Source organism: Parasphingopyxis sp., from assembly GCF_028279465.1.
Taxonomy (GTDB): Bacteria; Pseudomonadota; Alphaproteobacteria; order Sphingomonadales; family Sphingomonadaceae; genus Parasphingopyxis.
This window is the reverse complement of sequence record NZ_JANQNS010000008.1, coordinates 92682-113598: the sequence shown is the minus strand read 5'-3', so window position 1 is coordinate 113598 and position 20917 is coordinate 92682. Positions and strand designations below refer to the sequence as shown.

Below are 20917 nucleotides of genomic sequence, written 5' to 3'. Positions count from 1 at the left end.
CCATCCATAGGCTCATTCGCGCGCGATGGCGATGACGTTACAGGGTGACGGAGAAAAGACTCAGGCGTGGCGGTGTGGATCGTTGCGCCAGTAGAGCCAGCTTGCCATGGTCAGAATGGCCACGAGCATGAGGCTCCCACCCACGATTAGATAGATCGCGATGGCCGGCGTGAAAAGTGTCGCGCCGATGATCAGCAGCCCGAGCCCGATAAAGCCGCGACCGGCGAGGATATGGGTGCGCAGCCAGCTATGATCGCTTGAGAGTGTCCATGGCGTGCGCACACCGACGAGGAAATTGGGCCGCGTCTTGGGCAGGAAATTGCCCAATATGACGAAGAAGATGCCAGTCGCGCCGCTCACCAGATCGGTAATCGAAATCGCCCATCCGGCCGCGATGCCGAGCGTCGCCAGATGCAGCACCATGAGCAGCGCCATCGTGCCCGCGATCGACCAGTCGAGCATCGGGCGGCTGCGCTGCAAATTCTCCCGCCGGGGTTCGTTACGCGCGAGGAACAGGAACAGCACGAACAGCCCCGCCGCAATGGCCGGGAAAAGGATCAAGCCTTCCACCAGGCTGCCATAGCGATTGACCGCTCCGGTCGCGTCATACTGCATCGGAATGCGCGTATCGGCGGGCAGGACCAGCCAAGTGGCAAGCGAGGCGAGCGCCATCGTCGCCAGCGCTAATATCGTAACGCGTTTGACCCAGGGCGAGATCATCGTGCGCGCTCCCGACCCGTCACCGCGTCTGCATTCCTGCCCGCCAGCAGGGCCGCCACGACACCGACCATCTCCTCGGCTACGCTCGCATTGAAGCTGTAGACAATCTCCGTCCCGCGCCGTTCCGCGAGGATCAGGCCTGCATCCTTCAACACCTGAAAATGGCGTGACATAGTCGGCGCCGAGACGTCGAACTGCTCGGCTAACATTCCCGCCGTCGCATCGCCCTTGCGCAATTGCGCAAGCACCGCGCGACGGATCGGATGCGACAAGGCTTTGAAACAATCCTGCATGCAGATTGCTTAGCATAGAGGCTAATTAGCATCAATGCTAAATAAGGCAGACGACGTTTGGGTGAAGGGTCGGGCTGCGTTTTTCGGAGAAGCTGGATGCCCCGCGTGGATTCGAACCACGATTGACGGAGTCAGAGTCCGTAGTCTTACCATTAGACGACGGGGCAACCGGGAGGCGGCGACATAGGCAGCACGGCAAATGCTGTCAATGTGCCCAACTTGCTCTTTTGCCGGGCTTTGGGCTAGTCTGATCGCAAGTACCGACGGCACAAGCCGTTTCGGAAAACATAAGCGTTAGAAGAAGTAACCGGCGTGGACGACAAATTCGCCAGCCCCAGACCAGAACCCGGCGCGTCGCCGCGCGCTGCGCCCAACCGTCAGCACAAATCCCATCATCGCAACGGACAGGCCTATCGCAGCCGCCGCAGCTATGGCGCGCTCGATCTCGGCACCAACAATTGCCGACTGCTGATCGCGCGGCCGGCCGAGGACGGCTTTACCGTGATCGATGCCTTTTCGCGCATCGTGCGGCTCGGCGAAGGCCTCTCCAAGACAGGCCGGCTCAGCGATGCCGCCATAGACCGCTCGATATCGGCGCTCTCGATCTGCGCCGACAAGCTACGCCGCCGTCATGTCAGCCTGGCGCGCTCGGTCGCGACCGAAGCCTGCAGAAGGGCTGCCAATGGCCGCTATTTTGTCCGCCGGGTCCGCGAAGAAACCGGCATCGCGCTCGATATCATCAGCCCGCGCGAGGAAGCGCGGCTCGCAGTACTGGGCTGTCACATCCTGCTCGAACCCGGCGACGGCCCGGCGCTGATCTTCGATATCGGCGGCGGCTCGACCGAGCTCGTATTGATCGAGCCCAACGGCCTCGGCGAGCGCGAGGGCGAGCCGCAAATCCTCTCCTGGTACAGCGCGCCTTGGGGCGTGGTGAGCCTGGCGGAAAAGGAATTCAACGACCTGACGACGCTGGAAGACCGGCTCGACACCTATCAGCGCATGCGCAACCGCGTCGCCAAGAGCTTTGCCGATTTCGCCTCTACCCTGCCCACGATCGGCTATCAGCCGCGCCTGCTCGGCACGAGCGGCACGGTAACGACGCTGGCCAGCGTCCATCTCAAACTGCCAAGCTATGACCGCAGCAAGATCGACGGCCTGGTTCTGCCCTCCGAAGCGCTGCGGGCGGTGAGCACCGATCTTGCGCATAAATCCGTGCCCGAGCGTGCGGAAATCCCGTGCATCGGAGCCGAGCGCGCCGATCTCGTCGTCGCCGGCTGCGCCATTCTCGAGGCGATACTCGATATCTGGCCCGCCGAACGGATCGGCATCGCCGATCGCGGCATTCGCGAGGGCATCTTGCGCTCGATGATGGCGGCCGACCGATGAAACGGGTCCGCAAGGCGCGCGGACGGTCCGAATCCTCGCGCCGCTGGATCGAGCGGCAGATCAACGACCCCTATGTCAAAAAGGCCCAGAAAGACGGGTATCGCGCGCGCTCTGCCTACAAACTCATCGAACTCGACGAGCGGTTCGGACTGCTCAAGGGCGCGCGGCGGATCGTCGATCTCGGCATTGCGCCGGGCGGCTGGTCGCAGGTCGCGCGACAGCGAGCGCCGAACGCCAAAATCGTCGGAATCGATCTGCTCCGCACCGATCCGATCGAAGGGGTGACGATCTTCGAAATGGATTTTCTCGACGATGACGCGCCGGAGACGTTGACCGAAGCGCTGAGCGGCGAAGCAGACCTCGTAATGTCCGACATGGCCGCAAACACTGTCGGCCACAAACAGACCGATCATCTGCGCACAATGGCGCTGGTCGAGGCCGCCGCCCTGTTCGCGACCGAAGTGCTGCGCCCCGGCGGCGTATTCGTCGCCAAAGTGCTGGCGGGCGGCGCGGACAATACACTCGTTGCCGAGCTCAAGCGCAATTTCGCCAGCGTCAAACACGCCAAGCCGCCGGCCAGCCGCAAAGGCTCATCGGAATGGTATGTGATCGCGAAAGGGTTTAAGGGCCAAGACCCCAAGGATTGAGCCTGAGGAGGCGAGAATGGGCCTGTTCGGTAAACTCTTTGGCAAAGACGGGACCCCGCCGGCGCCCGCGCAACCTGACGTGCCGACTCTCGCCATTGATATCAATGGCGAGCCGCTGCCCGATCCCGACATGACGCGACGGCTCGAACAGCTGGCCGCTGTGCCCGCCGAACAGCGCGACACAAGTTGGCAGTATGATTTCTTCACCGCTCTCTGGACCGCCGCGATCGAAATTCCGTCCTCGACACCATTCGTGGGGCTGGACGGCTTCGCCTATTTGCGGTTCGACATGCCCTCGGCAGACGAATTCGTCGCCCATAATCTCGCCGGTCTGACCCAGCCCTGTCTCGATGCGGGGTCGGGCGCTGTCCTGTTCGCGGACGCACGGGCCGAAGAGCCGATTTACGTGATCCCGATGGGCATGATCGAGAGCATCCTGCGCTATCGTGATTGGCGCGGCGATCCCGTCGATATCGCGGAAACGCGCGGCGCCCCGGATGCCGGCAATGTGAGGCTCAAGGCCGGATCGAAAGTCATGCAGGGGACGCCGTCGGCCGACTATCTCTCGCCCGAGGCAGCACGCGCGCTGGACCGTCATCTCAAGGAGATTTGGAAGATCGAACAGCCACGCGTCTCGGTAATGATGTCTGCCGAGATGCAGCCCTCGCGCTCGCTCGTCGTCAATGTGTCGCGAGACGCATTTGGCAGCGACGCGCATGCCGACAACTTCGCCCGGGCGGTGCTCTGGTTCCTGCCGCCGTCGCGCTCGATCATCTTCATGCCAGATACTATGGCGGAAGCGGATATGATCCCGCTTGCCGATCTGGCAAAAGCTTAGTCGCCTGACGCCGCCCGCGCTTCGGCCACCGCTTCGCGAAGCCGGTCGTAACCGACTGCACCAGCCAAAATCCGATCGCCAACCACAAAGGCCGGGGTGCCGTTCACCTCGAGCTGCACGGCGAGGTCGCGGTTCCGGCGCAGCTCCGCCTCGATCGCCGCGTCATCGAGATCGCGGCGGACTTGCGCCGCATCGAGACCGGCGCTGCGCTGCGCCTCGGCAATCGATGCCGCACCCGGGCGGCCCGCAGCATACATCGCCTGATGAAATTCGAAATATTCGCGTTGCTTCGCCGCCGACAGGCTGACCCGCGCTGCGTCCACGCTTTCTTCGCTCAGGATCGGCAGTTCTCGGAACACGACGCGCACATTCGGGTCCTCGGCGATGAGCCGCTCGATATCAGGCAGGCTCGTACGGCAGAAGCCGCAGGCATAATCGAAAAACTCGACGACGGTGACATCGGCATCCGCCGCGCCGATCCAAGCACCCTCGAATGGCGTTTCGAGTTCGTCGCGCACCGTGGAGATCATCTGCACCATGCGGCGTTCTTGCAGCCGCTCCATCGCCTCGGGAATAATCTCCGGATTGGCCAGAATATATTCGCGGATGACGGTTTCGAGTTCTTCGCGTTCAAGCCCGGCGGGCAGATCGACCTCGGTCCGGCCGTCAGCCGCGGCCGAGCCGTCCGGTCGCAGGATGAAGAACGCAGCGACAGCCGCGATCAGTGCAATAGCGCCAGCCATGATCCAGCGGTTCATGTTCGTATCCCGTATCCGTTTCTACTCTGCCTGATCTGCCTGATCTGCTTGCGCCCGGCGACGGCGCCGATCACCATGCTCTTCGATAAAATTCTCGGCAATCAGTGCGATATCCTGGGCGCGCAACCAATCGGGCGTACCTTGCGGTATTCCTTGCATGGCTTGGCGCGCATTGACCAGCGCTTCCTGCGGCGATCCGGCTAGGGTCGCATATTCGGCCGTCGCCAGATAGGCGCGGGCGAGATCGCCTTGCTGCGAATAGATATAGCCGAGACGCCGCCAGGCGAACGGATTGCGATTGTCCCGGGCTACCGCCGTACGCAGCACGCGGCGCGCTTCGGCCAGATGCTGTTCATCTTCGGTCGCGATCAGCGCGTGACCGAACATCGAGGCGATCAGTGGGTGATTGCGCGAATTGGCAAGCGCCATCCGCAAATCCTCCAGCGCATCCTCCGGCCGGCCGGATTCGAGCAGAATCTGGCCGCGCAGTTCGAGGAAATAGGGATCGCCCGGCGCGCCCGCTAGCAACGAGTCCACCTCGGCAAGTGCGCGATCCGGAAAAGCCTGTTTGTGATAGGCATAAGCCCGGGCATAGCGCGCGGGCACCGACATATCGCTCTCAGGATAATTGATCAGCGTCTGTTCGGGCTGCTGCACGAAGCCGATGAGTTTGGCGCGGGCCCGCTGAAACCGGGCTTCGAGTTCGGGGTCGGTTTCCGCATTCCAGGCCGGGTCATTCTGATAGAGTTCTTCGAGGATCGCCAGCCGTTCGCCGGTCAGCGGGTGTGTGCGTTCGTAGCTGTTATCCTGCGGGATATTCAGCCGATATTCGAGATTTTGCAGTCGACGGAAAAAGGCGAGGCTGCCGCGGCCGCTGATCCCGGCGTCGGAAAGATATTGCGCGCCGGCCAGATCCGCGGCCGATTCCTGCGTCCGGCTGAAGGCGAGAAAATTGCCGATCGCCGCGCGCGAACCGGCCGATAGCATCGCAAGACCCGCCTCGCCCGCGCCCGCCGCGATCGCGGCCGCGCCAAGAATGAGCGAGAGGATGCTGATGCCGCCCGCATCGCCCATCGCATCCTGAATCGCGATCACATGGCCGCCGGTCACATGGCCGATCTCATGCGCGATGACGCCCTGCACCTCATTGGCGTTGTCCGCCGCCATGATTAGGCCCGAATGGATGAAGACGCGTTGTCCGCCCGCCACGAAGGCGTTGATGCTGCGATCGGAGACGAGAACGATCTCGAACCCATTGGGCTCGAGCCCGGCCGCTTCGACCAGCGGTGCCGCCATGTCGTTGAGCAGCGTTTCCGTTTCCGCGTCGCGCAGGATTGACTGTGCCGAAACCGGGCGCACCGCCATGAGCAGGCTCAAAAGCAGCACGAGCGCGAAACGCGACACGATACGCGCCGAAACGGCGGGAATGAACGCAGGGGAACGCATTATGGCCCTTGTCAGGTTCGGCATATGAACCCGGCATGAAAATGAAGGGCCGGATGTCATCTTACGCCTATTCGCCGAATGTCCGCTGCCACCAGCCGCGCCGCGCGGGCTTGTCCTCGCCTTCGCTTTGCGCGGCAGCGTCCGGCACAGCCTCTTCCGCCGGCGCTTCGCTGCCATTGGCCTGTGTCCGCGAACCGCCGGAACCCGCCGATTGCGATTCCGCGGCATCATCAGCCGGTGCCTCGCCATTGGCCTTGGCCGGCTCGGCCTTTTTGCGCGAGCGGCTGCGCTTCGGCTTTTCCTCCGCCGTGTCTTCGCTTGCCGACGCATCGGTTTTGCTGTCCGCCTGCTCGGTTTCGGAATCCGCCTTTTTGCGGCTCCGACTGCGCTTGGGTTTGTCCGCCTTGGCGTCTGCAGACTCGCTAGCGGCTTCATCGGCCTTTGCCTCGCCCTTTTCGGCCGATTCTTCGGCTTCCGGCTGAGCCGTATCCTCGGCGCTTTTTCGGCGGCGGCCGCCGCGGCGGCCCCGGCGCGATTTCTTCGGCGGCGCGTCCTCTTCGCCGTCATCAGCGGACTGCGTCGCGTCTTCGGTCTTCTCGTCTGCCTTACCGGCCGTATCCTCGGTCTTGGCCTTGCTGCGCCGACCGCGGCCGCCGCGCCGTCCACGACGACGGCGGGATTTCGGCTTTTCCTCCTCCTGCTCTTCCTCGATCTCGTCGACGATATCCTCATCATCGTCATCGAGTTCGAGCGGCACGATCTCGACCTTTTTGGTCGGGGCCGGGCCGGACGCGGAGACTTCCATCGCTGCGCCTTCGAGCGTGCGCTCGGGCATGACTTCGATCGAAACGCCGTACAGCTCTTCGATCTCGCCCAAATCCTTGCGCTTGGAGTTCAGCACATAGACCGCCGCGTCGCGCGAACAGGTCAATGACAGTTTCGACCCCTTGCCCTTCGCCGCCTCCTCTTCGAGCATGCGGAGCGCGGACAGGCCCGCGGACGAGGGCGTGCGCATCAGGCCTGTGCCATCGCAATGCGGGCAGGGAATGGTCGAGGCTTCGAGTACGCCCGTGCGCAGCCGCTGCCGGCTCATTTCAAGGAGGCCGAAAGACGAAATCCGGCCGACCTGGATGCGCGCGCGATCGTTCTTGAGCGCGTCCTTGAGCGCGCCTTCCACCTTCCGGTTGTTCGAGCGATGATCCATGTCGATGAAATCGATCACGACGAGGCCCGCCATGTCGCGCAGGCGCAACTGGCGCGCAATCTCGCGCGCCGCCTCGATATTGGTCTTGAGCGCCGTTTGCTCGATATTATGCTCGCGCGTCGAGCGCCCCGAGTTGATGTCGATAGACACCAAAGCTTCGGTCGGGTTGATGACCAGATAGCCGCCGGATTTGAGCTGGACGAGCGGCTGATACATTGCGCTGAGCTGATCTTCGACCTGATAGCGCTGGAATAGCGGCGTCGCGTCCGCATATTGCTGCACGCGGCGCGCATGGCTCGGCATCAGCAGTTTCATGAAGGATTTGGCGGCCTTGTAGCCCTCCTCGCCCTCGACGATCACCTCGCTGATATCGCGATTATAGATATCGCGGATCGCGCGCTTGATAAGATCGCTATCGGTGTAGATCTTCTCCGGCGCCGTCGCCTTGAGCGTGGCGTCCCGAATTTCGTCCCACAGGCGCGCCAGATAGGTGAAATCGCGTTTGATTTCGGTCTTGGTGCGCGTCATGCCGGCGGTGCGCACGATACAGCCCATCGTGTCCGGCAGGTTGAGCTCGGAAATCACCGATTTCAGCCGCTTGCGGTCAGACGCGTTCGAAATTTTCCGGCTGATCCCGCCGCCATGCGACGTATTCGGCATCAATACGCAATAGCGCCCGGCGAGCGACAGATAAGTGGTCAGCGCCGCGCCTTTATTGCCGCGCTCTTCCTTGACGACCTGGACGAGCAGCACCTGCCGGCGCTTGATCACATCCTGAATCTTGTAGCGGCGGCGCAGGTCCATCCGGCGCTTGCGGATATTCTTTACAGAGGGTTCGTCATGATGCTCTTCATCGGCATCGGCGTCGCCCGTTTCCTCGACTTCGGGCTCATCGCCCTCCTCGTCGTCATCGGCGGCCTCCTGCTCGGCCTGCTCTTCGTCTTCGTCCTCGCGAAGCTTGGCCTCTTCCTTCGCCTGCTCGACTTCTTCGGCGAGCAGCTTGTCCCGGTCTTCTTTGGGGATCTGATAATAATCGGGATGGATTTCGCTGAAGGCGAGGAAGCCGTGGCGATTGCCGCCATAATCGACAAAGGCCGCCTGCAGCGAGGGTTCGACCCGGGTTACCTTGGCGAGATAGATATTTCCCTTGAGCTGCTTATGCTCTTCGGATTCGAAATCAAATTCCTCGATCCGGTTGTTTTGGACGACGGCCACACGGGTTTCTTCCCGGTGGCGCGCATCGATCAACATACGCGTTGCCATTTATGTGTCTCCGATCATGCCGATCCGTCCATGCGGGCGGTGCGGACATGAAAACTGATGGGAATGGGCGATTGGCGATCGCGCATGGCGTCGCGCCCATTCGCGGTGAATTGGAATAAATTGCGTCTGCTGAATCGGCATGTCCGGCCTCAGGGGCGGGACGACTGTCCACGAACACGGAACGGCGCGAACCGCGCATCGCCTCATATTCGGGAAGTATATGCCTCATGCAGCTTCAACCTGGCGGGTCGGGCGAAATTGCGCCGACCATCTGTGGCAGTAAAGTTGCCATGCCAACCGGCACAATCAACCCCTGCACCTGAAATCGCTAGCAGCGCGGCCTCGCAACGGCAAGAAAAAGCATGGCTGACATGGCGGATAAAGCCCGGACAAACATGGTGAACCCGCTGTTAACCGGACTATTTCACCTCGTTTTGAAGCGCACGCCTTAGCCCACAGCCCGAACGAAAAAGAACAAGGGTAACCTTAATCATGTGTTTGCGCTGGACCAAAGGGGGGGTAGCGCGGCAATATGGGACCATGTCCCTGCTGCTCGCCATTTTCGCGATCTTCGGTTGGCAGCCGGCCCTGGCGACCGCCATTCAGGCGGTGAACGTCACGCCGGAGCGGATCACCGTGCAATTCGACGATACGGTCGAAAACGCGTCCGCCTTTGTGCTCGACAATCCCTATCGCATCGCGATCGATATTGCCGGTGCGCGCGCCGGCAGCGCCACGGGCCAGGCCGGCCCGATCCGTGCGATCCGGCAGGGCCAGTATAACCCGCAGACAGCGCGCCTCGTGCTCGATCTCGCGCGCCCCGCGGTCTTCCAGAATGGGCGTTTCTCGGACAATGGCCGAGAATTTACGCTCGATATCCGGCCCGCGAGCCGGGTCCAGTTCGCCAGCGCGGCCGATGCCGGGCGCGCCAGCTTCCTGCCGCCAGCAGCCTTTCGCGCCCGCCCGCCGCGCGGCCGGGGCGAGCTAACGGTACGCTTGCCACGCGCGACGCCTGCCAATCAGATGGAATTGCCGGAAATTCAGGGTCCGCGCGGCCGGCCGCTCGTCGTGATCGATGCCGGTCATGGCGGCCACGACCCGGGCGCGATTTCGCCCTTTGGCAATGTCTATGAAAAGGACGTGGTGCTGGCGATCGCACTCGCGACCCGCGACGCGTTGCTCGCATCAGGCCGTGTGCGGGTGGCGCTGACCCGCGACGATGACCGTTTCCTGGTCCTGCGTGAGCGCTACGAGATCGCGCGGCGCCTCGGCGGCGAGCTGTTCATCTCCATCCATGCCGACAGCGCCCCGAACACGAACGCGAGCGGCGCTACCATCTACACGCTCTCCGAAGTGGCATCGGACGCGGAAACGGCGCGCCTTGCACGACGCGAAAACGCGGCCGACATTATCAACGGCGTCAATCTCGGCGGCGAGGATGACGATGTGCGCTCGATCCTGATCGACCTGACCCAGCGCGAGACGATGAACATTTCGGCGCGTTTTGCCTCGTTGCTACGGCGCGAGGGCGGAGACCATATGCCGTTTCGCAACGATTATCATCGTTTTGCCGGTTTCGCGGTGCTCAAGGCGCCGGATATGCCGTCTGTTCTTTTCGAATCGGGATATCTGACCAACGCGCAGGATGCCCGGCGGCTTTTCTCGCGCGAAGGACAGCGCGCTATCGCACGCGGTCTCGCCGAGGCGATCGAGACACATTTCGCCCGGCGTACGACCAGCACCGACTAGGGTCAGAATTTGCGGCGGATTGCCGGGCGCAACATAAAAACCGGCTGGCATCGATAGTCAAAACTGGTAAACCGTCGGGCGATGACGGATATTGCCCAGAACGATACTGGCGAAACCAGCATGGACGTGAAGCTCCGGCGCGAAACCAAGGGTTTTTTCGCCGGGTTGAGACGCGTGTTGAGCAAGCGCCGTTATCGCTGGCCGCTCTATCTGCTCGGTATAGCTATACTGGGCCTGATCGCCTTCTGGTTCACCTTCATGCGCGATCTGCCCTCGACCGATACGCTGCTCGATTACGAGCCCGCGCTGCCGACCTTCGTACGCGACGTGAATGGCGAACCGGTGCAGAGTTTCGCGCGGGAGCGCAGGGTGGAGCTCGCTTTCGAGGAATATCCGCCGCAGCTGATCCGCGCTTTCCTTGCCGCAGAGGACGCGGATTTCTTTAGCCATAACGGGCTCGATTATCCGGGCCTTGCGGCGGCCGCCATCGACTTTGTCCGGATCGAGGTTACTGGCGCCGAAGAGCGCGCGCGCGGCGGCTCGACGATCACCCAGCAGGTCGCGAAGAACCTGCTGCTGACGGACGAATATTCGATCACGCGCAAGATTCGTGAGGCTATCCTCGCCACCCGGATCGAGGGCGCGCTGACCAAACAGCGGATCCTCGAACTCTATCTGAACCAGATTTTCCTCGGGCGGAACGCCTATGGCGTACAGGCCGCGTCCCGCGCCTATTTCGATAAGGATGTCGCCGACCTGGAACTGCATGAAGCCGCTTTCCTCGCCGGCCTTCCGCAGGCGCCGTCGCGCTACAATCCGATTACGAACCCGGATGCCGCGATCGGCCGCCGCAATGTCGTGCTCGAGCTGATGCGCGACAATGACTGGATCAGCGAGGCCGAATATACGGCCGCCCGCGCCGAGCCACTCGGAACGACGCGGTCGACCCAGTCGGTAACCGACAATGTCGACGGCTATTATATGGAAGAGGTCCGGCGCATTCTCGTCGACAGCTTCGGCGATGATGCCGAAGACGGCCCCTATGGCGTCTATTCCGGCGGCCTCTGGGTCCGCACCTCCTACGATCCCGATATGCAGGCCAGCGCCGAGAACGCATTGCGCGCCGGCCTGTTGCGCTTCGACCGCGGCCGGCCCTGGGCGGGTCCTGTCGCCACGATCCCGATGGATGATGGGGAGTGGCGATCGCGGCTCGCCAGCGCGAACCTTTCGGTGGATTATGAAGACTGGCGCGTCGCTGTCGTCATTTCGAAAGATGCGAGCGCCGCGCAGATCGGCTTCGCCGATGGCGAAACCGCCTCGCTCTCGCGCGGTTCGGCATCGGTTGCGCGGCGCGGCGGCGGCACGGCTTTCTCGACGATGCAGCCCGGCGACATCATCACGGTCCGCCCCTCGGGCAGCGGCTACGCCTTCGTCAAAGTCCCGGATATATCTGGCGGCATGGTCGTCGAAGACGTCCAGACCGGACGCGTCTATGCGATGCAGGGCGGATTCAGTTCCGGGCTCGAAGATTTCAACCGGGCAACCCAGGCTGAGCGGCAACCGGGATCGAGCATCAAGCCGTTCGTCTACGCCGCGGCGCTCGAGAACGGGATGACCCCAGCCTCGATCATCGTCGACGGACCCTTCTGCGTCTATCAGGGCGCAACTCTGGGCCGGAAGTGCTTCCGTAACTCGGGCGGCGGCGTTGCCGGCCCGCAGACGCTGCGCTGGGGCCTCGAACAGTCGCGCAACCTGATGACTGTGCGCACGGCGTCCGAAACCGGCATGGAAAATGTCGTCGAACTGATCAGCAATGCCGGTATCGGCGAGCATGAGCCATTCCTCTCGACATCGCTCGGCTCGGGCGACACTTCGGTGCTCCGCATCGTCAACGCCTATGGCATGCTCGCCAATCACGGGCGCGATGTTGGCCCGTCGCTGATCGATTATGTGCAGGACCGGCGCGGCGAAGTGATCTATCCGGCCAATTGGCGCGCCTGCGAGGGCTGCAATGCCGATGATTGGGATGGCGGACGCATGCCGCGCCCGCCCGTACCCGGCCGCCAGATCATTGACCCGATGACGGCCTTCCAGATGGTGCATATCCTGGAAGGCGTGATCCAGCGCGGCACGGCGACGATCCTGCGCGATCTCGGCCATCCGATCTTCGGCAAGACGGGCACGACGACGGGCCCGACCAATGTCTGGTTCGTCGGCGGCACGGCCAACCTCGTGGCGGGTGTTTACATGGGCTATGACCGGCAGAATCGCAGTCTCGGCTTTGGCGCGGGCGGCACGCTCGCCGCGCCGATCTTCCGCCAGTTCATGGCGGAAACCCTGGAAGACCAGGCCGTTATCCCGTTCCGCGCGCCGCGTGGCATTCGCATGGTCAGGATCGACCGGCGCAGCGGCCGCCGCGTCTTCGGCGGCTGGCCGAGCCAGGACTCGCACAGCGCGATCATCTGGGAGGCGTTCCGACCCGATAGCGAGCCGACGCGAACGATCCGCCGCGACGTCCTCGCGCGCCGCCCTGCGCGTCCTGTCCTGAATGAGGCCGAGCAGAATACGGTCGAAATCGACGCACCGCGCAACGACAGCGAATTCCTGCAATCCGAAGGCGGCATCTACTAAGCCGCGCATCTTTACGGACGATATCGCGGGCCGAGTCCTTAACAATAGCGCCGGAATTTCGGCCGATTGCCCCATTGCGGTGCGCCACGTTACAATAAGCGTCGGTCGCGCAAGTGGGAGACTCGCGAATGACCGATGGGGCCATCAACACGGCGAGCGAATTCGCCTATCGGAAGCTCGAAGAAACGCGCGCCGAACGGACCCGGCGCGGGCTGGTGTTCACGGCCGTCATAATCGCGGCAATAGTGATCACCCTGGCCGCCCCGGCGCTATACCTTGCGATTGTCGGGATAGATGCCGCGGACGGCACGATAACATTCGCCATATCCATGGCCGTGTTCGTGCTGGCGTTGCTGACCTATCTCCGGAGCACGCGAAGCGCCAAGATAGCGGTCAACCGGCTGAAACGGGAGATCAACGGCGCAATCGCTCAGGATATCGGTTTCACCTACGAGCCTGAGGCCATCCGGCCGCCGGAATTCGGAGAGGCGGCCGCTGCCGGCCTGTTCGACAAGGGCGATATCGCGTTGTTCGAGGATCGTTGGGAACGCTACGATGCCGAGCATGTCATCCGGATCACCGATACCCAAACCCGCTCGAGCAACGGCGAATACAGTACCACATATTTCAGGGGTGCGCTGGCCGCCATCGACCTGAAGACGGACGGCGGCCATGCGATCAAGCTGCTGTCGCGGCGTACGCATATGACGCGCCGCATACGCAAATCGCGGGAGGAGGATCCCCTGCAAGAATTCGAAACCGGCGACGAACAGTTCGATCGCAGATACCGCGCCATGGGCGACAGCGCCGAGGCGGTCCGCGATTTCTTCGATGCCGATATGCGGCGGGAAATAGCTGCGCTGGTCGACCATTTCCGCCCCGGTTTCATTGGCCGTATCTTCCGGCTCAACCCGCTCTCATTCGCTGTCACGGGAAAATATGTGGTCGTCACCGTCTCGGCCAAGAAACTGTTCGAAAGCGTGATACTGCGTCCGGGCAATGATCGCGCGCGCGTGGACACGGTGCGCGAAGACATCGCCCGGATTTCCCGTTTTCTACACATCCTTGCCGAGAAGGCATCCGGCAGCGCTTGAAGCGCACAGCCGACGCGGCTAACTCGCGGCAGCCCGGAACCTTTACCGAAAGAGAGACTCGATGCGCGCCGAAGCGCAAGCCCATATCGATCAGATCAATCAGGCGGTCGGCCTGTTACGCCGCTTTCTCGACTGGGACGTCGCGAAAGCGCGGCTCAACGAGTTGAACGCCAAGGTCGAGGACGCGTCGCTCTGGGATGATCCCAAAGCGGCGCGCGAAATCATGCGTGAGCGCGGGCGGCTCGACGCGGCGATGACGGCCGTGCGGAAGATCAGCCAGGAACGCGACGATGCCGCCGAGATGATCGAGCTGGCCGAGGCCGAGGGCGATGACGGTCTGGTCGATGATGCCGTCGCGGCGCTGGCCGCGCTCGCCGAACGCGCCGAGCATGACAAGACCGAAGCGCTGCTCGCCGGCGAAGCGGACGGCAACGACACCTATCTCGAGATACACGCCGGTGCCGGGGGCACGGAGAGCCAAGATTGGGCCGAGATGCTGCAGCGCATGTACCAACGCTGGGCCGAACGGCGCGGCTTCAAGGTCGAGATTGTCGACTATCAGGCCGGTGAACAGGCCGGCGTCAAATCGGTAACACTGCTATTCAAGGGCGAGAATGCCTATGGCTATGCCAAGACCGAAAGCGGCGTCCATCGGCTCGTCCGTATCTCACCCTATGACAGCTCCGCGCGCCGCCATACGAGCTTTTCCAGCGTCTGGGTCTATCCGGTGATCGACGAGGATATCGAAATCGAGATCGCCGAGAGCGACCTGCGGGTCGATACCTATCGCGCCTCGGGCGCGGGCGGCCAGCATGTGAACACGACCGACAGCGCGGTGCGCATCACGCACGAACCCACCGGCATTGTCGTCGCCTCGCAATCGCAACGATCCCAACACAAGAATCGGGCCGAAGCGATGAGCATGCTCAAGGCGCGGCTCTACGAGGCCGAGCTGCGGCGGCGCGAGGAAGAGGCCAATGCCGTCGAAGCGAGTAAGACGGATATCGGCTGGGGCAACCAGATCCGGTCTTATGTCCTCCAGCCGTATCAGATGGTTAAGGACTTGCGCACCGGCGTCACCTCCTCTTCGCCCTCCGATGTGCTCGACGGGGAACTCGACAAGTTCATGGCCGCGGCGCTATCCCAGCGCGTGACAGGGGAACAAGTCGAGGTCGAGGATATAGATTGATGCGCCTTGCCGCATGCCTTTTGCTATTGGCCGTTGGCGCCTGCGACATCATCGCGCGCGAGGACAAATCCGTCTTCCCGCCCGCCGACCGGCCGGTTTCCGATATCGTCTCGAGCCAGTTCTCTGACGAGGCATCGCGCGACCGGGTCAACGAGGCCGAGACGGTGATGGACATGGCCGATATCGAAGAGGGCATGACCGTCGCCGATATCGGCGCCGGCAATGGCTATTATACGGTGCGCCTCGCGCCGCGCGTCGGCGATCGCGGCCGGGTGCTCGCCCAGGACGTGATCCCCGAAACCCGCGACCGGCTGGCCGAGCGCGTCACGCGCGAACAGCTCGACAATGTCAGCGTGCGGCTCGGCGAGTTCGCCGATCCCAAACTGCCGCCCGACAGTTTCGACCGGATTTTCATGGTCCATATGTATCACGAGATCGAAAGCCCGTACGAATTCCTCTGGAACATGCGGCCCGCACTGCGCGAAGGCGGCCGGGTGATCGTCGTCGATGCCGACCGCCCGACCAATCGCCATGGTACGCCGCCGGACTTGCTCGAATGCGAATTCGAAGCCGTCGGCTATCGCCGCGTCGTTTATCGCCCGATGCCCGATATGGGCGGCTATTTCGCGATGTTCGAACGCGTCGGCGAGAGGCCGGAGCCCGAAGAGATCGAACCCTGCGGACAGGATTGAGGCTCTCTCGCTAGGACTGGAGTTTGGGCCAAAAGGCCGTCTTTACGGCACATCGAACTACCCGTTCGATCCCACTCGACATCTGCTGACCTACCCGAAAAACCGCCTTGCCTCGCCCTGTAACCCCGCCTTACGCCGTAAATCGGTTTGGCAGGCGGCCATGACTTTCAACAAATCTGCTTTGCTAATGAACCGATCCGGCGGGGCATTGCCTGTACATGATCGACCGCATTTTTCTCAGCGCCAAACAAGCAGCAGTCCTGCTATGCACCCCGTTTCTAGCGGCTGTTTTTTATGCTGCTCCCGCATCGGCGCAATCCGCTTCACCGGGCGATAATTTGGTCGTTTGCGGCAACACGAATTGGGGCGGGTTGAATCAAAATCGCACACTGGCGATGCGCCAGAAGCTTTCGAACATCGCGAATTTCGGACCCGGCGGTACCTTTTCGGAGAGTACCTTCACCTTCGTGATCGTCGGCACCCCAACGGCCGCGAACCTCGCAGCCAACAACTGCAATATCTGGTTTTCGGGATATGATTCCGGCCCGGCTTATACGGTGCTTCAGACATTCGTGAACAATGGCGGTTTCGTTATCGGAGGATGCGACAACTCCTTCTTTGACGCCGTCTGTAACGGCCTGGGCGTTACCGTAACGAACTATTCGAATATCGGTGGCGGCTATACCAGCGCGATCCCCATCAACCCGCTGACCTGCGATGGCGGATCGGAGAATCTTCTGCTCGACCTGACCACCGCCGGCGGGGCCTCAAGCTATTTCACCACGGGATCCGTCCTGGCCCGGTACTCGGATGCCAATGCATTTCCATTAGCCATTACCAACAGCACCTCGGCGCCGACCTATCTACTAACCGGTGACATCGACATGTTCACCACGAACAATCCAAATGTCTCAACCGGTAGTGCGATAGTGACCGACCAGGACAAATTTATCGCCAATGTTTTCAAGCTCGCCGCCGATGTCGTAACGGGCGTGCTCGCCGAAAACGGCGCACCGTCCTGCGATAACATCAGCGTCCTGATCGCGGTCGACGACACGGCATCCGTCGGCAGCGGGACCGTGGGCATCACGATCCTGAACATTCTCGCCAATGACCGCTGGAATGGAGATCCGGTGACGTCAAGCGACGTGACGATCTCGGTCGCTCCGGGTTCGACAGTGCCGACGCAGTTGAATTTCGATATCCCGACCGGCGATATCAGCCTGAATGCCGGAAGCGCGCCGGGCACTTACAGTTTTGACTATACCATATGCCTGGTGTCGGACCCGGCGGTTTGCCGCACCGCAACCGTCCAGATCACAGTTACGCCAGCGCCATCGATCTCGGTGCTCAAATCGTCGAGCATCTTCATGCCGACGGCCGGTGGCTCGGGTTTTGCGATACCCGGCGAGGATGTCATCTACTCCATCCTGGTCGAGAATTCGGGCCCTGGCGCTGTCGACAACGATACAGTTTTCATCGTCGATGCTTTTCCGGAGGAACTGACCTTCTTCAACGGCGATCTGGATACCGGCGGGCCTGAGGTTTTCACGTCCACCGACCCCGTCGTTTTCGAGGATGGCGGAAGTGGACTGACGCTCAATTATGCGACGGACGTAGCATATTCGGATCAGCCAACCCCACCCGACATGTTCACCGATTGTAACTACACTCCCGCTGCGGGGTACGACAATAATGTGACCTATATTTGCATCAATCCCAAAGGGGCTTTTGCTGCCGGTGCGCCGGTTTCCTGGTTTCGGGTTTTTCTGCGCGGACGTATCGAGTAGGAACGTTGACCCAGCATCACGCAAACCCGACGAGCTGCGATGTGCTGCCAGTCTGGTCGAGCGACACTAAGTCGGCTTTTTGCGCCGTTCCGCTTCGGGTACAAAGAAACCCATTGGTTGCATAAGAGCAATCGGCTGCCGTACGCCGAATACTGGCATATCATTCATCGCATCTGTTCTAGAGCCAGCCCAGCTTCCGGAAACTCGTCGAATCGCCGGCGCTGGTCAGGATCAAATGATCGTAGACACGAATGCTCAATGGGCGGAGGAGGTCGGCCAGTTTGCGGGTCGTTTCGATATCGGCCTGACTCGGTGTCGGATCGCCGCTCGGATGGTTGTGCGCGACCAGCACCGCATGCCCTTCATGCGAGAGGGCGTCGGCGACGATCTGGCGGAAGGGCAAAATGATGCAATCGCGATTGCCCTCAGCGCTGCTGATCGCCACGAGCCGGCCATCGGCATCGAGATGCGCGACGACGGCATGTTCGATCTCGCTGCCGAGCACCAGGGGCGCAAAAAAGTCCTCGTTGCTGAACCCGCCGACCATCGGCGACCCCTGGATGAGCATCCGTTACCCCCCTTTTCTCGTTGTTCGAGTCCCTAACTCTTCGTTTAAATCCATACAGTCTCGAAATTGGATGAAAACGCAGTCCGGTCCAGATCGGATCAATATAATTTGGGGATAGCAGTAATTAGACCGTGAAGATTCCACATCGGACCGAATTCTATCGCTTGGCGCATATCGCGCGCTCGGCCATAAGGCGCAGGCGATGCAGCAATATCATGATCTCATGCAGCGGATTCTCGACGATGGCGTGCGCCAAGACGACCGGACCGGCGTCGGTACGCTCTCGGTGTTCGGCCACCAGATGCGGTTCGATCTGTCGGACGGTTTCCCGCTGCTCACTACGAAAAAGCTCCATATCCGCTCTATCATTATAGAATTGTTATGGTTTTTGCGCGGCGATACCAATGTGCGCTGGCTGCAGGATCGCAAGGTGAGCATCTGGGACGAATGGGCGGACGAGAATGGTGATCTCGGGCCGGTTTACGGGAAGCAATGGCGCAACTGGGTCGGGCCGGGCGGCGTCCATATCGATCAGATCGCCGGGCTTGTCGATCAGATTCGGAACAATCCCGCCTCACGCCGCCAGATCGTTTCGGCCTGGAACCCCGCCGATGTGCCGAACATGGCGCTGCCGCCCTGCCATTGCCTGTTCCAGACGCATGTCGCCGACGGCCGGCTCTCGCTCCAACTCTATCAGCGCAGCTGCGACGTGTTTCTCGGCGTGCCGTTCAACATCGCGAGCTATGCGCTGCTCACCCATATGCTCGCCCAACAATGCGGGCTGGAGCCGGGCGACTTCATCTGGACCGGTGGCGATTGCCATCTCTATTCCAACCATCTCGAGCAGGTGAACGAACAGCTTGGCCGCACACCAGGCCCGCTGCCGACGCTGAATATCCTGCGCGATCCGGGCAGCATCGATGGATATGAATATGAGGATTTCGAGATCGTCGGTTACGAGGCCGCCCCACATATCCCCGCGCCGGTGGCGGTGTGACAATCGTCTTTCGTCTCGCGCGCGCCGATAATGGCGTGATCGGGCGGGACGGGCGGCTGCCCTGGCATATTCCGGCCGACCTCAAGCGCTTCAAGAAGAATACAATGGGCCGCCCCATGATTATGGGTCGCCGGACATTCGAGAGCTTTCCCGCGCCCCTGCCCGGCCGGCGCCACATCGTGCTTACGCGATCGAAGAACTGGTCGCCGGAAGGTGCCGAAATTGCACATTCGAAAGACGAGGCCCTGCGGCTTGCCGGCGACGATAGCGAAGAGATCGCCATCATCGGTGGCGCGCAGATTTACGCGCTCTTCCTCGACAAAGCCGATCGAATCGAGCTGACCGAAGTGCATGTCGAAGCTGACGGCGATACCCGGATGGCCCCATTCGATCCGGCGATCTGGATGGAAACGGCGCGCGCGGACCATCCGGCCGATGGCGATACGCCCGCTTACAGCTTCGTGACGCTGGAGCGCAGACCATGATCCGCAAAATCCTTTTCGGCGCGATCCTGATTATCGGCGCCGCGCTTGCGCTCTTCTTTACGCTCGGGCCGATGTGGGTCGAGCGCGATATGAATCAGCGGGCCGATGTCGAACTGCCGGCGATTTCAGAAGAAGCGGAGGCACTGCACGAGCGACTCATTGTAGCGGACCTTCACAGCGACACCCTGCTTTGGGACCGCAACCTGCTGAACCGGTCCGGCCGCGGTCATGTCGACCTGCCCCGGCTCGAGGAAGGCAATGTCGCGCTGCAGGTCTTTGCCTCGGTCACCAAATCGCCAGCCGGCCAGAATTACGATTCCAACCCCGCCGACAGCGACACGATTATCTGGCTCGCCATCGGTCAACTCCAGCCGATCCGCACCTGGTTCTCGCTGCTCGAACGCTCGCTCTACCATGCCGACCGCCTCGTCCGCACCGAGGCGGATAGCGAGGGCGCGCTGCGCATCGTCCGCACACGCGCTGATATCGATGCGCTGCTCGCCGACCGCCAGCGCGGTGAGCAGGTGACCGGCGCGCTGCTTTCGATCGAGGGGCTACATAATCTTGAGGGCGAGGTCGCCAATTTCGACCGGCTGTTCGACGCCGGATACCGGATGGCGAGCCCCACCCACTTCTTCGACAATGAGATGGGTGGATCGATGCACGGGCTCGAAAAGGGCGGGCTGACCGAATTCGGCCGCGATATCGTCCGCCGGATGGAGCAGGGCGGCATGATCGTCGATATCGCCCATGCGAGCCCGGCCATGGTCGACGATATCCTCGCCATGGCGACGCGCCCGGTCGTCTCCAGCCATGGCGGCGTGCAAGCCGTGTGCGACGTCAACCGCAATCTCACCGACGATCAGATACGGGGCGTCGCCGCGACAGACGGTGTGATCGGGATCGGCTATTGGGACGGCGCGATCTGCTCGGTCGAACCGGCCGATATCGTCGCGTCCATCCTTCACGTGCGCGATCTCGTCGGCATCCGGCATGTCGGGCTGGGGTCGGACTATGATGGGGCCGTCACGGTGGGTTTCGACACGAGCGAACTCGCCGTCATCACGCAGCTCCTGATGGACGAAGGGCTGAGCGAGGGCGAGATCGCGCAGATCATGGGCGGCAACGTTATCCGGCTGCTTCGCGACGGACTGCCCGAAGGCTGAT

General features: G+C 62.0%; 18 protein-coding genes and 1 tRNA gene. 12 read left to right on the top strand and 7 right to left on the bottom strand.

Features of this window, described 5'->3' with window-relative positions; translation table 11 throughout:
- Positions 1-60: 60 nt before the first annotated feature.
- The 3 genes from Q0974_RS04835 to Q0974_RS04825 form a co-directional block, all read right to left on the bottom strand.
- Complete coding sequence (locus Q0974_RS04835) at positions 61-720, bottom strand: SdpI family protein (protein WP_299323286.1); 660 nt, start codon at positions 718-720, stop codon at positions 61-63.
- A complete protein-coding gene (locus Q0974_RS04830) occupies positions 717-1013 on the bottom strand; it encodes a metalloregulator ArsR/SmtB family transcription factor (protein ID WP_299323284.1) in 297 nt (98 codons plus the stop codon). The genes Q0974_RS04835 and Q0974_RS04830 overlap by 4 nt, the downstream gene beginning before the upstream one ends.
- Before the next feature lie 93 nt (positions 1014-1106).
- A tRNA-Gln gene (locus Q0974_RS04825) sits at positions 1107-1180 on the bottom strand.
- 145 nt (positions 1181-1325) lie between these two features.
- Between Q0974_RS04825 and Q0974_RS04820 the strand changes: the two genes are divergently transcribed.
- The 3 genes from Q0974_RS04820 to Q0974_RS04810 are packed head-to-tail and all read left to right on the top strand — an operon-like array spanning position 1326 to position 3884.
- Positions 1326-2399, top strand: coding sequence for a Ppx/GppA phosphatase family protein (locus tag Q0974_RS04820; RefSeq protein ID WP_299323282.1), 1074 nt, complete (start codon positions 1326-1328; stop codon positions 2397-2399).
- Positions 2396-3046, top strand: coding sequence for an RlmE family RNA methyltransferase (locus tag Q0974_RS04815; RefSeq protein ID WP_299323279.1), 651 nt, complete (start codon positions 2396-2398; stop codon positions 3044-3046). Before Q0974_RS04820 ends, Q0974_RS04815 begins: the two co-directional genes overlap by 4 nt.
- A 16-nt stretch (positions 3047-3062) precedes the next feature.
- Positions 3063-3884, top strand: coding sequence for a hypothetical protein (locus tag Q0974_RS04810; RefSeq protein WP_299323277.1), 822 nt, complete (start codon positions 3063-3065; stop codon positions 3882-3884).
- Here the strand turns inward: Q0974_RS04810 and Q0974_RS04805 are convergent.
- The 3 genes from Q0974_RS04805 to Q0974_RS04795 form a co-directional block, all read right to left on the bottom strand.
- Positions 3881-4642, bottom strand: a complete 762-nt coding sequence (locus Q0974_RS04805) for a DsbA family protein (protein WP_299323274.1) — start codon at positions 4640-4642, stop codon at positions 3881-3883. The two genes, Q0974_RS04810 and Q0974_RS04805, sit on opposite strands and share 4 nt — an antisense overlap.
- Before the next feature lie 21 nt (positions 4643-4663).
- Positions 4664-6088 carry a M48 family metalloprotease gene (locus Q0974_RS04800; protein WP_299323272.1) on the bottom strand — a complete coding sequence of 475 codons (1425 nt, stop codon included), beginning with the start codon at positions 6086-6088 and terminating at the stop codon, positions 4664-4666.
- 67 nt (positions 6089-6155) lie between these two features.
- Positions 6156-8555, bottom strand: a complete 2400-nt coding sequence (locus Q0974_RS04795; RefSeq protein WP_299323269.1) for an Rne/Rng family ribonuclease — start codon at positions 8553-8555, stop codon at positions 6156-6158.
- Positions 8556-9095: 540 nt separating this feature from the next.
- Between Q0974_RS04795 and Q0974_RS04790 the strand changes: the two genes are divergently transcribed.
- The 6 genes from Q0974_RS04790 to Q0974_RS04765 all read left to right on the top strand — a co-directional run bounded on the left by Q0974_RS04790 (position 9096) and on the right by Q0974_RS04765 (position 17700).
- Positions 9096-10304: an N-acetylmuramoyl-L-alanine amidase gene (locus Q0974_RS04790; RefSeq protein WP_299323268.1), complete on the top strand. Its 1209-nt coding sequence runs from the start codon at positions 9096-9098 to the stop codon at positions 10302-10304.
- 81 nt (positions 10305-10385) lie between these two features.
- Entirely contained in the window at positions 10386-12935 is a 2550-nt protein-coding gene (locus Q0974_RS04785; protein WP_299323265.1) for a transglycosylase domain-containing protein, read from the top strand.
- A gap of 128 nt (positions 12936-13063) precedes the next feature.
- Positions 13064-14029, top strand: a complete 966-nt coding sequence (locus Q0974_RS04780) for a DUF3137 domain-containing protein (RefSeq protein ID WP_299323263.1) — start codon at positions 13064-13066, stop codon at positions 14027-14029.
- 61 nt (positions 14030-14090) lie between these two features.
- The gene (gene prfB, locus Q0974_RS04775; RefSeq protein WP_299323261.1) at positions 14091-15218 is read left to right on the top strand and encodes a peptide chain release factor 2; all 1128 of its coding nucleotides are present in this window, start codon (positions 14091-14093) and stop codon (positions 15216-15218) included.
- Positions 15218-15910, top strand: a complete 693-nt coding sequence (locus Q0974_RS04770; protein ID WP_299323260.1) for a class I SAM-dependent methyltransferase — start codon at positions 15218-15220, stop codon at positions 15908-15910. Before prfB ends, Q0974_RS04770 begins: the two co-directional genes overlap by 1 nt.
- A 218-nt stretch (positions 15911-16128) precedes the next feature.
- Entirely contained in the window at positions 16129-17700 is a 1572-nt protein-coding gene (locus tag Q0974_RS04765; RefSeq protein WP_299323257.1) for a hypothetical protein, read from the top strand.
- 178 nt (positions 17701-17878) lie between these two features.
- Here the strand turns inward: Q0974_RS04765 and Q0974_RS04760 are convergent, their stop codons facing one another.
- The gene (locus tag Q0974_RS04760; RefSeq protein WP_299323255.1) at positions 17879-18268 is read right to left on the bottom strand and encodes a JAB domain-containing protein; all 390 of its coding nucleotides are present in this window, start codon (positions 18266-18268) and stop codon (positions 17879-17881) included.
- 202 nt (positions 18269-18470) lie between these two features.
- Here Q0974_RS04760 and Q0974_RS04755 point away from each other — a divergent pair, with 202 nt between their 5' ends.
- From Q0974_RS04755 to Q0974_RS04745, 3 genes are read left to right on the top strand one after another with little or no spacing between them, the layout of a single operon-like run.
- Positions 18471-19265, top strand: a complete 795-nt coding sequence (locus Q0974_RS04755) for a thymidylate synthase (protein WP_299323253.1) — start codon at positions 18471-18473, stop codon at positions 19263-19265.
- Positions 19262-19750 (top strand): dihydrofolate reductase, encoded by a 489-nt coding sequence (locus tag Q0974_RS04750; protein WP_299323251.1) that lies wholly within the window; start codon positions 19262-19264, stop codon positions 19748-19750. Before Q0974_RS04755 ends, Q0974_RS04750 begins: the two co-directional genes overlap by 4 nt.
- Positions 19747-20916, top strand: coding sequence for a dipeptidase (locus tag Q0974_RS04745; protein ID WP_299323248.1), 1170 nt, complete (start codon positions 19747-19749; stop codon positions 20914-20916). The genes Q0974_RS04750 and Q0974_RS04745 overlap by 4 nt, the downstream gene beginning before the upstream one ends.
- Position 20917: the final 1 nt, after the last annotated feature.

What these genes read in the sequence shown, in the direction of transcription:
- prfB (WP_299323261.1), top strand. Translation starts at nt 14,091, where the DNA reads ATGCGCGCCGAAGCGCAAGCCCATATCGATCAGATCAATCAGGCGGTC.
- Q0974_RS04790 (WP_299323268.1), top strand. Translation starts at nt 9,096, where the DNA reads ATGTCCCTGCTGCTCGCCATTTTCGCGATCTTCGGTTGGCAGCCGGCC.
- Q0974_RS04745 (WP_299323248.1), top strand. Translation starts at nt 19,747, where the DNA reads ATGATCCGCAAAATCCTTTTCGGCGCGATCCTGATTATCGGCGCCGCG.
- Q0974_RS04835 (WP_299323286.1), bottom strand. Translation starts at nt 720, where the DNA reads ATGATCTCGCCCTGGGTCAAACGCGTTACGATATTAGCGCTGGCGACG.
- Q0974_RS04810 (WP_299323277.1), top strand. Translation starts at nt 3,063, where the DNA reads ATGGGCCTGTTCGGTAAACTCTTTGGCAAAGACGGGACCCCGCCGGCG.
- Q0974_RS04770 (WP_299323260.1), top strand. Translation starts at nt 15,218, where the DNA reads ATGCGCCTTGCCGCATGCCTTTTGCTATTGGCCGTTGGCGCCTGCGAC.
- Q0974_RS04815 (WP_299323279.1), top strand. Translation starts at nt 2,396, where the DNA reads ATGAAACGGGTCCGCAAGGCGCGCGGACGGTCCGAATCCTCGCGCCGC.
- Q0974_RS04805 (WP_299323274.1), bottom strand. Translation starts at nt 4,642, where the DNA reads ATGAACCGCTGGATCATGGCTGGCGCTATTGCACTGATCGCGGCTGTC.
- Q0974_RS04830 (WP_299323284.1), bottom strand. Translation starts at nt 1,013, where the DNA reads ATGCAGGATTGTTTCAAAGCCTTGTCGCATCCGATCCGTCGCGCGGTG.
- Q0974_RS04800 (WP_299323272.1), bottom strand. Translation starts at nt 6,088, where the DNA reads ATGCGTTCCCCTGCGTTCATTCCCGCCGTTTCGGCGCGTATCGTGTCG.
- Q0974_RS04755 (WP_299323253.1), top strand. Translation starts at nt 18,471, where the DNA reads ATGCAGCAATATCATGATCTCATGCAGCGGATTCTCGACGATGGCGTG.
- Q0974_RS04785 (WP_299323265.1), top strand. Translation starts at nt 10,386, where the DNA reads ATGACGGATATTGCCCAGAACGATACTGGCGAAACCAGCATGGACGTG.
- Q0974_RS04780 (WP_299323263.1), top strand. Translation starts at nt 13,064, where the DNA reads ATGACCGATGGGGCCATCAACACGGCGAGCGAATTCGCCTATCGGAAG.
- Q0974_RS04795 (WP_299323269.1), bottom strand. Translation starts at nt 8,555, where the DNA reads ATGGCAACGCGTATGTTGATCGATGCGCGCCACCGGGAAGAAACCCGT.
- Q0974_RS04760 (WP_299323255.1), bottom strand. Translation starts at nt 18,268, where the DNA reads ATGCTCATCCAGGGGTCGCCGATGGTCGGCGGGTTCAGCAACGAGGAC.
- Q0974_RS04765 (WP_299323257.1), top strand. Translation starts at nt 16,129, where the DNA reads ATGATCGACCGCATTTTTCTCAGCGCCAAACAAGCAGCAGTCCTGCTA.